We start from the raw sequence: 13717 nt of genomic DNA on the forward strand, positions 1-13717 counted from the left end.
CAGTGCCCCTTCGACGACGCCGGACACCTGACCACCACACCTTCGAGCTGGTCGACGGCGTCGAGGACCGGGACCCGGAGGGTGCGGACTCCGGGATCACCGGCGAGCCCGTCGATCCAGAAGTAGAGAGCATGCCTGGGTCGCGTCGCCCTCGACGGGTGGTCGTGGCCGGCGTTGTCGCGCTCGCCCTCGTGCTGGGCGGCGCTGTCGTGGTGGACACCGTGCGCTCGCGTGCTCAGGACGACCGCCTCACGGTGACGCGCGGCGGCATGCTCCCGCTCGACACGGCGCCGTCGAGGATGTGGAAGGTGAAGGCGACGGACGGTGTGGCGAGTGTGGGTGGCGCCCTCGTCACGGTGGTGCGGGGCGAGGTGATCGGGGTGGACCTCGACACGGGGGCCGAGCTGTGGCGCACCGACCTCGGGGCACCTGCGTCGTGCGGGCCGTCGTCGTGGCGGGTAGAGCCCCAGGTGTCCGACGGCCTGGTCTGCGTCACCGAGGAGCCGTTCCGGGTCGTCGTGCTCGGAGACGGCGGGCGTGTGCGGTCTGATCGTGCGCTGGACACGGCGGACGGCCCCGCGTCTCCCGGCCCTGGGATCGATCTCGTGCGGGCCGTCCGGACGGGAGAGCCGGGCGCCGCCGGTGAGGACCTGGATGTGGTCGTGCGCCTCGAGGACGCGATCTCCGGAGAGGTCCGCTGGGAGGAGACGACACCGTTCGAGCCCGACTCGTGGGCGTGCACGACGACGGAGGGCGGCCTGACGATGGTGAACTCCCAGCCCCTCCAGGTCTACGGGGGTGGGGGGATGATCGAGGTGTACGGCTGCGGGGTCGGAGCGACGTTCGACGTGAAGGGGCGCCGGCTGGACGACCCCGGCACACCGGAGGACAGGGTCTGGCCGGCGCTCGGCGGTGGGTTCCTGCGTGTCGTCGGCAGCCCCGACGGCACCGGCGTCCAGGAGAGCGAGCTGCTCGGTCCGGACGGACCGGTGGTCCGCGTGCCCGGCGAGATTCTCGACCCGATGTCGGCGGACGGGGACGTGGACGTCTGGCTGGTCGTCGAGGAGGGCGGCACGGTGCGCGCGGTCGACCGGTCGGGCGGCGCGCTGTGGACGGCCGAAGGTCTGGATCGACCCGACGGGGTGCTCACGCACGCCGCCGGGGTCGTCGTCGTGTCCTCCGCGCAGGGCACAACAGGGCTGGACGCGGCGACCGGCCGAGAGCTGTGGAACCAGCCGGACGACGGCACGTACGACGTCGCCGGGGCGATGACCGACGGGGACAACGTGATCATCGTCCGCTCACCGGTGGACGGTGCGTTCGGCGTCACGGTGGAGGCGCTCGACCTCGGCGACGGGAGCACGAGCTGGACGCTCGACGACAGCCCGCTCGAGGGTTATCCGCTCACCGTGCAGGGACGGTTGTTCCTCATGGACAACAGCACGGTCACCCGCATCGGCTGAGCGTCGTCACCTCCGGGCACTACCCTGGCGGGATGCCCGACGACGTCACTCTCCGTCCCGCGCCCGCCACCACCTCCGAGCCGACCAGCACCCCTGAGCCGCCTGTCGCGCCGCGTCGCCCGACGCCGCGCAGCCACCACGGCCACGAGATCGTCGACGACTACGAGTGGTTGCGTGAGAAGGAGTCGCCCGAGGTGGTGGCGTACCTCGAGGCGGAGAACGCGTACACCGAGTCCGCGACCGCGCACCTCGCGGACCTGCGCAGCAGGCTCTTCGACGAGATCAAGAGCCGTACGCAGGAGACGGACCTGTCCGTGCCGGTGCGTGAGGGTGCGTGGTGGTACTACGCGCGGACGGTCGAGGGCCAGCAGTACCCGATCCGTGCGCGCGCGCCGATCGCCGACGGCGCGGCGTGGGAGCCACCCGTCCTGGAGCCGGGTGTGCCGGTCCCGGGCGAGCAGGTGCTGCTCGACGACAACGTGGCGGCGCAGGGGCACGACTTCTTCTCGCTCGGCTCGTTCGACGTCTCCGCCGACGGGAACTTGCTCGCGTACGCCGTGGACACGGTCGGCGACGAGCGGTACACGCTGCGCGTCCGCGACCTCGTGGCCGGGGAGGACCTGCCGGACGTGGTTCCCGGGACGTTCCCCGGCGCGACGTTCTCGCCGGACGGCGCGTACGTCTTCTACCCGACGGTCGACGACGCGTGGCGGCCGCACAAGATCTGGCGGCACACCGTCGGCACGCCGGCGGACCAGGACGTCGTCGTCTTCGAGGAGCCGGACGACCGGTACTGGGTGGGCATCGGCCTGACGCGTTCGCGGCGGTTCCTGCAGATCGAGCTCGGCTCGAAGATCACGTCCGAGACGTGGCTGCTCGACGCGCAGGACCCGACGGGTGAGTTCCAGGTGGTGTGGCCGCGGCGCGAGGGTGTGGAGTACTCGGTCGAGCACGCCGTGCTGCCCGCCACGTGGCCGGCTCCCGGTGGGGCGCAGGGCGGGGACGTGCTGCTCGTGTGCCACAACGACGGCGCGGTGAACTTCGAGCTCGTCGTCACCGGTGTGCCGACGCCCGGGGAGGTGCTGCGCCCCGAGGACGCGACCGTCGTCGTCCCGCACGACGAGGCCACGCGCCTGGAGGGCGTCGACGCGTTCGCCGGGCACGTCGTCGTGTCCTACCGTCGGGACGCGCTCGCGCGGCTCGGCGTCGTCCGCCTCGACACCCCGGCGCCCGCGGGACCGTGGCAGGTCGAGGAGATCGTGTTCGACCAGCCGCTGTTCACCGCGGGCATCTCGAGCAACCCCGAGTGGGACCAGCCGACCGTGCGCCTCGGCTGGACGACGTTCGTGACCCCTGCGACGGTCTACGACTACACGGTCGCGACCGGCGAGCTCACGCTCCGCAAGCGCCAGCCCGTGCTCGGCGGCTACGACCCGGACGACTACGTCCAGCAGCGTGAGTGGGCGGTCGCCGAGGACGGCACCCGCGTGCCGATCTCGCTCGTGTGGCGGCGCGACGCGCTCGGCCTGGACTCGACCGGCACGGGCGCGGACCCCGCGCCGCTGCTCCTCTACGGGTACGGCTCGTACGAGATCAGCATCGACCCGGGCTTCTCCGTCGCCCGGTTGTCGCTGCTGGACCGCGGCGTCGTGTACGCGGTCGCGCACGTGCGCGGCGGCGGCGACCTGGGGCGGGCCTGGTACGACGACGGCAAGCAGCTCACCAAGCGCAACAGCTTCACCGACTTCGTCGCCGTGGGTCGCCACCTGGTCGACGCGGGCTGGACGAGCCCGTCGCGCATGGTCGCCCAGGGCGGCTCGGCGGGCGGTCTGCTCATGGGCGCCGTGCTGAACCTGGCCCCCGAGCTCTTCACGGGGATCGTCGCGCAGGTGCCGTTCGTCGACCCGCTGACCTCGATCCTCGATCCCTCCTTGCCGCTGACCGTCATCGAGTGGGACGAGTGGGGCGACCCGCTGCACGACCCCGAGGTCTACGCCTACATGCGCGGGTACTCGCCCTACGAGAACGTGCCTGACGACGCCACGCACTACCCGCGCGTCCTCGCCGTCACCAGTCTCAACGACACCCGCGTGCTGTACGTCGAGCCCGCGAAGTGGACCGCCCGGCTGCGCGCGGCCGGGGCACCGGTGCTGCTGAAGACCGAGATGAGCGCCGGGCACGGCGGCGTCTCCGGTCGCTACGAGCGGTGGCGCGAGGTGGCCTTCGAGGACGCCTGGATCCTCGACGTCCTCGGAGTCGCGGCGCGATGACCGTGGGTGCGGGTGGGGCCGCGACGACGCCCGACCCGCAGGCCGGGCATGTGGCGACGCCGCCGGGGAGGCTGACGCTGCTGCTGCGCCCGTTCGGCTACCTCGTGATCGGGCTCGTCTGGACGACGATCGGGCTCACCGTCCTCGGCCTGTACCTCACGGTCGCCGCCAACGGCCTGCTCGAGCCGCCCGAGGACCAGTGGCCGTGGGCCGAGCTCGCTACGGACCCCGGTCCCGTGCTGGGGCGGCTCGTCGTGGCGACGCCGCTCGTCGTCGTGCTCGCGGGACCGGTCGCCTGGTACCTCTCGTGCACCGTCTGGCCCCCCGCGGCGCTGTCCTTCGTGTACGTCGGGCGTGCGCTGCGGCCGTCCTACCGGGACGACCGTTTGTCCTTCACGAGCCGCGTCGTGTCCGGGACGACGCTCGGCCCGCCCGTGCCGGGACCCGTGGCTCTGCCCCTCCAGCCGCAGCGTCGTTCGCGACCCGCACAGACGCTCCTGCGCTTCTACGCCTGCGGCTGGAACCCGGACCTCCGGGAGTTCTGGCCCGCGGTGCCGGGCGGCGTCGCGTGGGTGCTGGCGAGCGCCGGTGCGTCGACCGCGCTGCCCGCCGCCTGGAGAGCGGGCCTCGTCGTGGCCGCGGTCCCGTTCGCGTTGTGGTCCGTGGTGCGGCTGCGCCGGGTGTGGACGTGGCGGTTTCACCAGGAGCGCGTCCGCCAGGGGCGACGCGAACGGTGGATCGAGCAGCACGGTGACCGGCGGAACCTGCGGGAAGGGCCGCGCGTCGTGCGCTCGCGGCCGCAGTCGGCGGAGCACCGGGCGAGCGTCGAGGCGGAACGTACCGAGGCGCGCACGGGCGTGGACCGGTTGACGAGCTTCTCGAGCGACGAGATCGGTGAGCGTCGCGAGGCCGTGCTCCGTGCCCGTGAGCGGCGGTTGGGTGACGACGCCGAGTCCGGTGGGACGCCGTCGGACCGTCCCCGCCGCTGACCGCCCCGTGCTCGCCACGTTCCCGGTCAGCGCACGAGGCGCAGGCGCTGCCGGCCGACGCGGACGGTGATCTCCTGCCCCCAGGAGGCGACCAGCCGGTCGCTCTCCATGCCGTCGCCGAAGACGACGAGCTGGTCGGTCGCGACCGTGACCGTCAGCGCGTCGCCGTCGTCGAGCGCGCCCGCCGTGAGCGAGGTGCCCGTCGCGGGCGACGGCCACGCCTCCCGGACGAACCAGGCGAGCCCCGGGTCCTGTGGCCCGGGCAGTGGCAGGACACCGCCCGCCGCGCGGTCCCGCGCGATCGACGCGCACCAGCCCGTCGCTCCCGTCCCGGTGGCGACGATCAGCCCCGACGACGACTGGGTCTCGTGCCGGACACCGCCGTCGTCGTGGACCGTCAACCGGTAGCGCGCCGACTGGTGCGAGACGTGCCCGACGAACACCTCGTTGAGCGCCGTGAGGTGCTGCCCGTCGTCGAGGTCGGCCCGCACGGTGGTCAGGCCGTCGACCGCGACCTCGTCCGGCGTCGCGTCGAGGCGGGCCAGCAGCCGGACGGCGGCCGCAGCGTCGTGCCGCACGAGCACCCCGGGGTTGGTGCCCGGCTCCGGGTCCACGCCGAGGACGACCTGGCCCGTGAGGTACTTCGCGACGTTCGCGACCAGCCCGTCCTGCCCGACCACCACGACGACGTCCTCGGGCGCGACGAGGAACCGGCTCAGGTCCGTGCGCTCCACGTCGGCCCGGGCCCATCCCTCCGGCAGCGCGGCGGTGACGGCCGCGCGGGCCCGGGCGACGGCGTCGTGCCGGTCCTGCACCTCCCCGAGCGTGCGGCCCCGCGCACGCAGGAAGAACTCGGCCTGCCCGCGGGTGGAGTGCCGGTCGAGCAGCTCGTCGAGCTCGGTGCGTCGGTGCACGACGACGGCCCGTCGCCGCAGCACGTCAGACCCCCTTCCCGGTGCCTGCGCCCGCACCGACCCCCTGGGCGAGCGCGCCGAGCGCGCCGGTCAGCAGGTCCGGCGTGATCGTGAGGTTCTGCACCTCCGGCAGCGACCCCGCGGCCTCGCGCAGCGCCAGGGCGAGGAGCGTGCCCGGAGCCATGGCCTCGTACACCGCCATGCGCGCGGCCTCGCTCGCCGCCTCCGCCTCGCCCACGGTGCGCACCTGGTGCGCCCGCGCCGCGGTCGTCAGCTCGGCGCGCTCCGCGCTCGCCTGGGCCTGGACCAGGGCTGCAGCCGCCGCTTCCTCGGCCTCCCTCCGCGAGTTCGCGCCCTCCTGGACGACGAGGCGCTCCCGGCGGGTCGCCAGCTCGATGCGGCTGGCGAGCTCGTTCTCGGCGATCGTCGCCTCGCGCTCGACCGCGAGGGCTCGCCGCTCGTAGGTCGCCCGGTCGGCCTCGGCCTGCACGTGCTCGCGCACCGGTGTCTGCAGGGCGCGCTCGACGTCGGCCTCGGGCCGGATCGCCAGGACGTGGACCCCGAGGACCTCGATGCCGGTCGAGCGCAGCCGCGCGTCGGTGCCGAGGGCCTCGACGAGCAGCGCCCGCACCCGGCTCACGCCGTGCTCGAGGACGTGCGCCATCGGCATGGTCGCGAGGAGGTCGGTCGCGTGGCTCTGCGCGAGCTGGGCGACGATCGTCGCGACCTGGTCGCGCCCGGTCGTCGTGCAGGCCCCCGTGTCGGGGTCGACGCCGAAGTCGAGCCGCTCCGAGACGGTGATCGGCTCGCCGAACCGGTAGGTGACGTTGACCTGGACGGTCACGTCCTGGTGGTCGCCGGTGGTGACGTGGAACAGGGCCGGCAGCTCCTGGTCGTCGACGGGCACCTCGCTGAGGACCGAGGTGCCGGGGCGGAACCAGAAGGCCTGCCCGACGCCCTGGTGCACGACGCGCCCGCTCTTGAGGTGCACGACGTAGCCCGTGGGGCTGCCGAGGAAGTGCCGGAGCCAGGGGTAGCGCTGGACGGTGGCCATGATGCTCTCCGATCGTCGGTTGATGTCACTCTGACGATAAATGGCCCACGTCTTCGTGTCAACCTGACGATAAGGGGTAGGCTGGGTGCATGAGCTCTCGCGACTCCGCGCCCCCGGGGGCTGCCCGCCTGCCCGTCACGGTCGACGTCGTCGCCCTCACGGTGGCCGACGGCGCGCTGCAGGTCCTGCTCGTCACGCGCCTCGTCGAGCCGTTCCGCGGTGCGCTCGCGCTGCCCGGCGGGTTCGTGCTGCCGGGCGAGACGCTCCCCCAGGCAGCGGCTCGCGAGCTGGCCGAGGAGGCCGGCGTCGAGCCGCCCGGGCACCTGGAGCAGCTCCGCACCTACGGGCCGCTCGGCCGCGACCCGCGCGGCCCGGTGCTCACCGTCGCGCACCTGCTCCTCGCCCCGGCGTTCGGTGTGCTCGCCGCGGGCAGCGACGCCGAGCGGGCCGAGTGGGTCCGGGTCGACGAGCTCGCCGGGCGGTCCCTCGCGTTCGACCACGCCCGGATCCTCGCCGACGGCGTCGAGCGGGCCCGAGCCAAGCTCGAGTACTCGACGCTCGCGACCGCGTTCTGCGGTGCGGAGTTCACCGTCGCCCAGCTCCGCGCGGTGTACGAGGCCGTCTGGGGCACGCGGCTCGACCCGCGCAACTTCCATCGCAAGGCCATCTCCACGCCGGGGTTCCTCGAGGAGACCGGCCGGGTCACCCGTGGCGGGACCGGTCGGCCCGCCGTGCTCTACCGGCTCGGCCCCGCCGCGGGGCGGGCTGCGGGGCTCGACCCCGACGACGCGCCGGCGAGCGTTCCCGCCGTGCTCAACCCCCCGCTCATGCGGCCGTCCGCGCCCTGACGTCTCCCTGCGGGATCGTTGCGGTCACGGGTCTGTAGCAGGTGTTCGAACAGGGCCTTCGAACGCCCGGTGAACGGTGGATGAACACTCGAAGAAGTATCCACAGGATGGTCGAGGGCGGTTGTTCACTACCCCCACCATGGAGGACGTGACCGAGACGATCCTCCTCGCGCTGGTGGTCGTGACCGCGCTGGCTTTCGACTTCACGAACGGCTTCCACGACACCGGCAACGCGATGGCGACCTCCATCGCGACCCGCGCCCTCAAGCCCAAGACTGCCGTCCTGCTGTCGGCCGTCCTCAACATGGTCGGTGCCTTCCTGTCGCTCGCCGTCGCGGCGACGATCGCGAAGGGCCTCGTCGACGCGAACGTCATCACCCTCGAGGTGGTGTTCGCAGGCCTCGTCGGTGGCATCACCTGGAACCTGCTCACCTGGCTGTTCGGCATCCCGTCGAGCTCGTCGCACGCGCTCGTCGGCGGTGTGATCGGCTCGGTCCTCGCCGCCGTCGGCACCTCGGGCGTCATCTGGTCCGGCGTCATCGCCAAGGTGATGATCCCCGCGCTGCTGGCCCCGACGGTCGCGATCGTCGTCGCCGCCGTCGGGACCTCCCTCGTCGCGCGGCTCACCCGCGGCATCCCGAAGGCCACGACGGAGCGCGGGTTCCGCTGGGGCCAGATCGGCTCGGCGTCGCTCGTCTCCCTCGCGCACGGCACCAACGACGCGCAGAAGTCGATGGGCATCATCCTGCTCGCCCTCATCGCGGGCGGCGCGGTCCCGAGCGACTCGAGCGTGCCCTTCTGGGTCATCTTCTCGTGCGCCTTCTTCATGGCGCTCGGCACCTACCTCGGCGGCTGGCGCGTCATCCGGACCCTCGGCAAGGGCCTGGTCGAGATCGACTCCCGCCAGGGCATGTCCGCCGAGACGTCCTCGGCCGCGGTCATCCTCCTGTCGAGCTACTTCGGCTACTCCCTGTCGACGACGCACGTCGCGACCGGCTCGATCCTCGGCTCGGGAGTCGGCATGCCCGGTGCCAAGGTCCGCTGGGGTGTCGCCGGCCGGATGATGGCCGCCTGGGGGATGACCCTCCCGGCCGCCGGCCTCGTCGGCGCGGTGTGCTTCTGGATCCAGGACGGCATCGGCGGCTTCCTCGGTACCGCGGTCGTCTTCGCCATCCTCGTCGCGACGTCCGCCGCGATCTGGCTCGCCTCGCGCCGCAAGCCCGTCGACCACACCAACGTCAACGACGAGTGGGAGGAGTCGGGCGACGCCGCGGCGCAGCCCGCCGAGCTCCCGGTGACCCCCGGCACGGACGCCGCGTCCGTGCTCGCGACGACGGCCGCTCCCGCAGAGGCCTCCGTGCCCACCGACGACGCACCCGAGCCCGCCCGGGCCAGGGCCTGAGAGGACCGAGGACCATGACCGAGTTCATCGAGTTCGACGCCCTGCTCAAGGTCGTCGTCGCCGGCCTGATCGTCGGGGCGGGCCTGCCCGCCCTCTTCGCCGTGGGTGTGCGCATGCTGTCCCCGACCGGCGGTGAGCCGCCGGTGTCCGAGCTGACGGCGTCGGGCACGGCGGTCAGCGGTGGTGCCGCCGAGGGCGGGACCACCCTCACCACCACGGCCCCCTTCCGCCCCGCACCCGCACGCATCGCCGTCGCGGTGCTGTGCTTCGGCACCGTCCTGGCGGGCGTCGTGGTGGGGATCTACTTCCTGGCCAGCGGCGGCCACTGACCGCCAGCACCACGACCCCGCCCCTCGTCAGCCCCTCGACGTCGCGATCCGGTCGCGCCGGACGTACCAGGAGGCGGCGACCCCGCTGCCGATGCCGACCGCCCCGATCCCTGCGAGCAACGCAGCGACGTCCACGCCGCCGTCGGCGGACGGGGGGGCGGCCGGGCTCAGGACCGCTGCGGTCGCGACGAAGCTCGGTGCGGGGTGGGCGCCGGCAGGGTCGGTGTCCGCCCACGCGTACTGCGCCCCCGAGGGGCAGTGCTGGGTCGTGGGGAAGACGAACGCCTGGCCGATCTCACCGGTCACCCGGACGTCGAGGGTGAGCTCGGCCCGGTCCCCGTCGGGGACCGGGTCCCCCGTCCAGCTCACCGCGCCCTCGCCGAGCGTCGAGGTCCAGCCGTCCGGCTGGGACGCGCCGACGGCGACGACGCCCGTCGGCAGCGCGACGTCCACCCGGTCGGTGGCCTCGCCGTCGCACCCGTGGTCGAAGGTGAAGGTGAGAGTCACGGTCCCGTCGGGCTGTGGCGCCACGGACTCGATGATCACGTGGGCCTGCGCCGTCGGCGCACCGACGAGCAGCAGCAGGCCTGCCAGTGCGCCGACGGCCGTCAGCCGGGCGAGCGGTCGTGGGTGCGTCGTCATGGTGCGGTGACCTCCAGGGGGACCGTCACGATCGGGTTCTCGTACTTCGAGGTGCGCACGCTCACCGTCATGGTCCACGAGCCCGGCATCGGGACGTCGAGCGGGGCTTCGTAGGTGCCCGGCCCGGTACGGGTCAGCGGGCGGGCGAACGGCCCGATGGCGGGCTCGTCGAGGGTGATCTCGAGCTCGGGGTCCGCGACGGGGTCGATCGGCTCGCCGTCCGCGTCGAGCAGGGCGAGCTCCAGGGAGTTCACACCGACCGTGCCGGGCGTGACGCGGGCCGTCAGGAGCCCGTCGCCGAGTGGTTGCTCGGCCGCCAGGCCCTGCGCCGGCACCTCCTGTCCGGCGGTGCCGTCGGCGAGGGCCGGGCTCGTCGGTGTCGGGCTCTGGGAGACGAGCAGGCCCGTCACGGCGAGAACGGTGACCAGCAACGTCGCCTCGCCGCCGACGGTTCGCCGCAGGAGCCGGCGGCTGTCCGGTCGGGTCGCGACGTCCGGGACGAGCCGGTACCGGTTCCAGGCGGCGATCAGGACGAGGCACAGCGCGAGCCCCAGCTTGACGAGCAGCGTGCGCCCGTACCCGGTGGTCACCAGCGCGTCGACGCTGCCCAGGATCCGCCAGCCCAGGATCATCCCGGTGAGCGCGAGCACCAGGACGAGCCAGGCGCCGAGGGTCGAGAAGCGCGACACGGTCGCCGCGGCCCGGCGGTCGGACACCCTGCCCGCCGGTGCGAGGGTGAGGGTGAGACCGATGATCCCGCCCAGCCACGCCGCGCCCGTCAGCACGTGCAGCATGTCCGCGCTCACGACGAGCCACGCCGGGCCGAAGGTCCGGGTGTGCCCGACGACCGTCAGCGAGCACAGGGCGAGCACGCCCGCCCCCACGGCGACGCCGGCGGGCCAGGTCGACCGTGAGGCGCGGCCTGCGCGCGGGGTGAGCGCCACCGCGGCGACGGACCCGCCGATCCCCAGGGCCGCGGCGAGCGCGACGTCGGACCCGGCGCCGGTGCGCCACATCCCGAGGTCGAGCAGCGCCGCCGGTGTCCCACCTGCCTGCCAGGCAGGGGTCAGGGGGATCGACAGCGCGAGCGCCGGCACGGCGACGACGAGGGCGCTGCGGCGCACACGGGCGAGGCGAGCACGCAGGTGGGGCATCCCTCCGGGTGTCGCGCGCAGCACGAGGAGCTCGAAGAGCACGGTGCCCACGAGGACGAAGAGCCCGAGGGAGATCGCGGCCTGGTCGGCGACCTGCAGGGCGGCCAGCGCCGGGCTGGCGGATCGGACCTCGGCGGCCACCGACTGCTCGCTCGGCGTCCCGACGGAGAAGGAGAACGCCCCCGCGACGGGATGGGTGTCGAGCGAGATGACCCGCCACGAGACGACGTAGGTGCCGTCGCCGAGCGTCTCGCCGGGCTCGACGACGACGGTGGTGTCGAGCGCCGTCACGGTGGCGTCGACCGGGGCGCCGTCCGCGTCGAGCAGCGCGGTCGCGCCGTCGACGGGTTGCACGGGCTCGTTGAACGTGATGACGAGGGAGTCGGGTGCCTCGTCCAGCACGGCGCCGTCCTCGGGATCGGTGCCGACGAGGACGGCGTGCGCCGCGGCGGGGCCTGCTCCCGTGAGGGTGAGCAGGACCCCGACCGCGACGACGACCGCTGTCGACACCACTCGCCGCAGCGCTGCAGCGGTGGTCACGAGCGACCTAGCTGGTCGCGCGGCGCGAGCGCAGGAACGCCGCGCCGCCGAGCAGGAGGCCGGCGCCACCGAGGGCCAGCGCGACCCACGACACGGCGGAGGTCGACCCGTCCACCGCGGCGTCTGCCTGTGCCTCGCCCTCCTCGTCGGCGGGTGCGGCAGTGAGCTCGAACATCGGTGCGGGCATCTCGAGATCACCCAGGTCCTGGCCCTCGGCAGGGAGCTGTACCCAGGCGCTCTCGCCCTCCTCGCAGGTCTGCACGGCCGGGAACACGAGCGTGTCCCCGGCGCTGTCGGGGAGCTTGACCGACAGCACGAAGGCGTCGCGGTACCCGTTCGGGAGCGGGGTGTCGGTCGTGTAGACGACCTCGGCGACGCGCTCGGTGTACTGGCCGCCGTGACCGTCGTCGACGGGTTCGTCGAGCGTGGCCATCACCTTCTCGATCTCCCAGCCGGGGTTGACCGTGGGGGTGACGGTGATGATCTGCTCGGGGATCTGCAGGGAGACCTCGGTGGTCGCGGACTCGCCGCAGCCGTGGGGGACCCCGAAGGTCAGGAGCGCGTAGGCGCCGGCCGTCGTGGTGTCGGGGACGACGGTCACGTGCGCGGACGCGCTGCCGGAGCCGACCAGGACCAGGCCGGCGGTGAGGGCGCCGGCGGCGCCGGCGTGCAGGAGCTTCTTCATGATGTGCCTCTCGGTGGTTCGACGGCGCACTCGACGAAGGGCCCGGGACGGGGCCGTCGTCGAGGCGCGGGACGTCGAGGACGTCCCGGGGGTATGACAGGGTCAGCGGAGCACGCAGAGGGCCGGAGGCCCTCGCTGCTGCACCGCCCCCCGCACCACGACGCGTCGCGGTACGTGCACCGTGGAGGGGAAGCTCCGCGACGCGCGGGCGACGAGCGCTCGCGGCGCGCCCGGGACCCTGTCCCGTGCCAGCCATGCCCACAGTCGCCACAGCACGTCGTCCCCGTACCGGAGAGCGATGCCGACGACCACCGTCACCGCGACGTGGGCCAGGAGCATCCGCCCGTGCGCCGCGTGCGTCGCGTGGACGGCGATGCCGGAGAGTGCTGGTCCGAGCTCGGCGCACCGGTCGAGGACGAGGTGCAGGACGACCTGTCCCGCCCCGAGGAGGCCCATCAGCCGGACCAGGCTCAGGCGTCGCCGGGCCATCGGTCCGACCGCGACCGCCGTGAGGACCCCGAGGGCGACGAGCGGGACCACACCGGGGTCGGCGCCACCGGCCCACCGGTGGGAGAGCGCGGACAGCGCGACGAGCGCGACGGCGAGCAGCACCGCTCGCGCACCGCGCATCAGTCCCACACCGGGTGACGTCATGGTCGGGGCCCTTCGGCTGTGCGGGGACGCCGGGCGCGGACGTGAGCTCGTCGCGGCACGCAGGCGTCGTCCAGGGAGGTGGTCGTGCCCGCTCACCCGGGTGCGCACGAGCACGTGCGCCGTCGCGGCGCACGCCTCTGTGGTCAGGCGGGGAGGGGCAGACGGACCGGAGGGCCCCGGCGTGGCGCGGCCGTGCGGACCAGCCTCGCGAGCGCCGTCGTCCGGACGGGTCCGGTGGGTGTCGTCCGGGCTCGCGCGGGCGTCGACGGTCGGAAGACGTCGGTCAGCGCCGGCAGCAGCCACGACCACACGGCCAGCGCGAAGCCCGCGGCACGCTCGCTCGCCACCAGCGCGACCGCGGTGAGCAGCACGGCGGCGGCGTGCGCAGCGAGCATCGGTGCACCGACGCCGTGCGTCGTGTGCGCGACGGACCCGGTGGCAGCACCCGCGAGCGCGGTCGTGCCGTGGTGGGTCATCACGCCCGGCAGGGAGGTCCCGGCCGGTGGTGCCGCGAGGATCGAGAACCCGTGGTGCAGCACGAGCTGGAGCAGGGCGAGGAGCGGAACCAGCACGAGGACGCGTGCGCGGGCCCGGGCCGCCGCGGAGGACACCGCGACGGTGAGCGAGCCGAGCGCGAGCAGGCCCAGCCCGGTCGGCAGCTCGCCGCCGCCGGTCGCGTGCGCCGTGGCTGCGACACCGAGCGTGGTGGTCGAGAGCAGCACGGTGCGCAGGAGGTGCGCCGCACGCCGTTGCTGCTCGTCCACGCGCGACAC

General features: G+C 73.8%; 13 protein-coding genes. 6 read left to right on the forward strand and 7 right to left on the reverse strand.

Going from position 1 to position 13717, the window contains the following annotated elements; translation table 11 throughout:
• The first annotated feature begins 2 nt into the window (after positions 1-2).
• From OHL10_RS07240 to OHL10_RS07250, 3 genes are read left to right on the forward strand one after another with little or no spacing between them, the layout of a single operon-like run.
• Entirely contained in the window at positions 3-1463 is a 1461-nt protein-coding gene (locus OHL10_RS07240; RefSeq protein ID WP_265521528.1) for an outer membrane protein assembly factor BamB family protein, read from the forward strand.
• 32 nt (positions 1464-1495) lie between these two features.
• Complete coding sequence (locus OHL10_RS07245; RefSeq protein ID WP_265521529.1) at positions 1496-3733, forward strand: S9 family peptidase; 2238 nt, start codon at positions 1496-1498, stop codon at positions 3731-3733.
• On the forward strand, positions 3730-4722 hold the full coding sequence (locus tag OHL10_RS07250; RefSeq protein WP_265521530.1) for a hypothetical protein: 993 nt from the start codon (positions 3730-3732) through the stop codon (positions 4720-4722). The genes OHL10_RS07245 and OHL10_RS07250 overlap by 4 nt, the downstream gene beginning before the upstream one ends.
• 26 nt (positions 4723-4748) lie before the next feature.
• Here the strand turns inward: OHL10_RS07250 and OHL10_RS07255 are convergent, their stop codons facing one another.
• Positions 4749-5660, reverse strand: a complete 912-nt coding sequence (locus OHL10_RS07255; protein WP_265521531.1) for an NAD(+)/NADH kinase — start codon at positions 5658-5660, stop codon at positions 4749-4751.
• A 1-nt stretch (position 5661) separates the two neighbouring features.
• The gene (locus OHL10_RS07260) at positions 5662-6690 is read right to left on the reverse strand and encodes an SPFH domain-containing protein (protein ID WP_265521532.1); all 1029 of its coding nucleotides are present in this window, start codon (positions 6688-6690) and stop codon (positions 5662-5664) included.
• An 89-nt stretch (positions 6691-6779) separates the two neighbouring features.
• Here OHL10_RS07260 and OHL10_RS07265 point away from each other — a divergent pair, with 89 nt between their 5' ends.
• The 3 genes from OHL10_RS07265 to OHL10_RS07275 all read left to right on the forward strand — a co-directional run bounded on the left by OHL10_RS07265 (position 6780) and on the right by OHL10_RS07275 (position 9269).
• The gene (locus OHL10_RS07265) at positions 6780-7538 is read left to right on the forward strand and encodes an NUDIX hydrolase (RefSeq protein WP_265521533.1); all 759 of its coding nucleotides are present in this window, start codon (positions 6780-6782) and stop codon (positions 7536-7538) included.
• A 139-nt stretch (positions 7539-7677) separates the two neighbouring features.
• Entirely contained in the window at positions 7678-8940 is a 1263-nt protein-coding gene (locus OHL10_RS07270; protein WP_425498975.1) for an inorganic phosphate transporter, read from the forward strand.
• A gap of 14 nt (positions 8941-8954) precedes the next feature.
• Positions 8955-9269 (forward strand): hypothetical protein, encoded by a 315-nt coding sequence (locus tag OHL10_RS07275; RefSeq protein WP_265521535.1) that lies wholly within the window; start codon positions 8955-8957, stop codon positions 9267-9269.
• A gap of 27 nt (positions 9270-9296) precedes the next feature.
• Here OHL10_RS07275 and OHL10_RS07280 read toward each other — a convergent pair whose 3' ends face one another.
• The 5 genes from OHL10_RS07280 to OHL10_RS07300 all read right to left on the reverse strand — a co-directional run bounded on the left by OHL10_RS07280 (position 9297) and on the right by OHL10_RS07300 (position 13708).
• Positions 9297-9911, reverse strand: coding sequence for a DUF1775 domain-containing protein (locus tag OHL10_RS07280; RefSeq protein WP_265521536.1), 615 nt, complete (start codon positions 9909-9911; stop codon positions 9297-9299).
• Positions 9908-11605: a copper resistance protein CopC gene (locus OHL10_RS07285; RefSeq protein ID WP_265521537.1), complete on the reverse strand. Its 1698-nt coding sequence runs from the start codon at positions 11603-11605 to the stop codon at positions 9908-9910. The genes OHL10_RS07280 and OHL10_RS07285 overlap by 4 nt, the downstream gene beginning before the upstream one ends.
• 7 nt (positions 11606-11612) lie before the next feature.
• Positions 11613-12290: a YcnI family copper-binding membrane protein gene (locus OHL10_RS07290; protein ID WP_265521538.1), complete on the reverse strand. Its 678-nt coding sequence runs from the start codon at positions 12288-12290 to the stop codon at positions 11613-11615.
• A 102-nt stretch (positions 12291-12392) separates the two neighbouring features.
• Complete coding sequence (locus tag OHL10_RS07295) at positions 12393-12944, reverse strand: hypothetical protein (protein WP_265521539.1); 552 nt, start codon at positions 12942-12944, stop codon at positions 12393-12395.
• A gap of 143 nt (positions 12945-13087) precedes the next feature.
• The gene (locus tag OHL10_RS07300) at positions 13088-13708 is read right to left on the reverse strand and encodes a hypothetical protein (RefSeq protein ID WP_265521540.1); all 621 of its coding nucleotides are present in this window, start codon (positions 13706-13708) and stop codon (positions 13088-13090) included.
• Between the last annotated feature and the right edge of the window lie 9 nt (positions 13709-13717).

It is taken from the genome of Oerskovia flava (assembly GCF_026163685.1).
GTDB lineage: Bacteria > Actinomycetota > Actinomycetes > Actinomycetales > Cellulomonadaceae > Oerskovia_A > Oerskovia_A flava.

Excerpts from the sequence above, each read along its gene's own strand:
- OHL10_RS07290 (WP_265521538.1), bottom strand. The coding sequence starts at position 12,290 with ATGAAGAAGCTCCTGCACGCCGGCGCCGCCGGCGCCCTCACCGCCGGC.
- OHL10_RS07265 (WP_265521533.1), top strand. The coding sequence starts at position 6,780 with ATGAGCTCTCGCGACTCCGCGCCCCCGGGGGCTGCCCGCCTGCCCGTC.
- OHL10_RS07280 (WP_265521536.1), bottom strand. The coding sequence starts at position 9,911 with ATGACGACGCACCCACGACCGCTCGCCCGGCTGACGGCCGTCGGCGCA.
- OHL10_RS07260 (WP_265521532.1), bottom strand. The coding sequence starts at position 6,690 with ATGGCCACCGTCCAGCGCTACCCCTGGCTCCGGCACTTCCTCGGCAGC.
- OHL10_RS07250 (WP_265521530.1), top strand. The coding sequence starts at position 3,730 with ATGACCGTGGGTGCGGGTGGGGCCGCGACGACGCCCGACCCGCAGGCC.
- OHL10_RS07270 (WP_425498975.1), top strand. The coding sequence starts at position 7,678 with ATGGAGGACGTGACCGAGACGATCCTCCTCGCGCTGGTGGTCGTGACC.
- OHL10_RS07245 (WP_265521529.1), top strand. The coding sequence starts at position 1,496 with ATGCCCGACGACGTCACTCTCCGTCCCGCGCCCGCCACCACCTCCGAG.
- OHL10_RS07295 (WP_265521539.1), bottom strand. The coding sequence starts at position 12,944 with ATGACGTCACCCGGTGTGGGACTGATGCGCGGTGCGCGAGCGGTGCTG.
- OHL10_RS07275 (WP_265521535.1), top strand. The coding sequence starts at position 8,955 with ATGACCGAGTTCATCGAGTTCGACGCCCTGCTCAAGGTCGTCGTCGCC.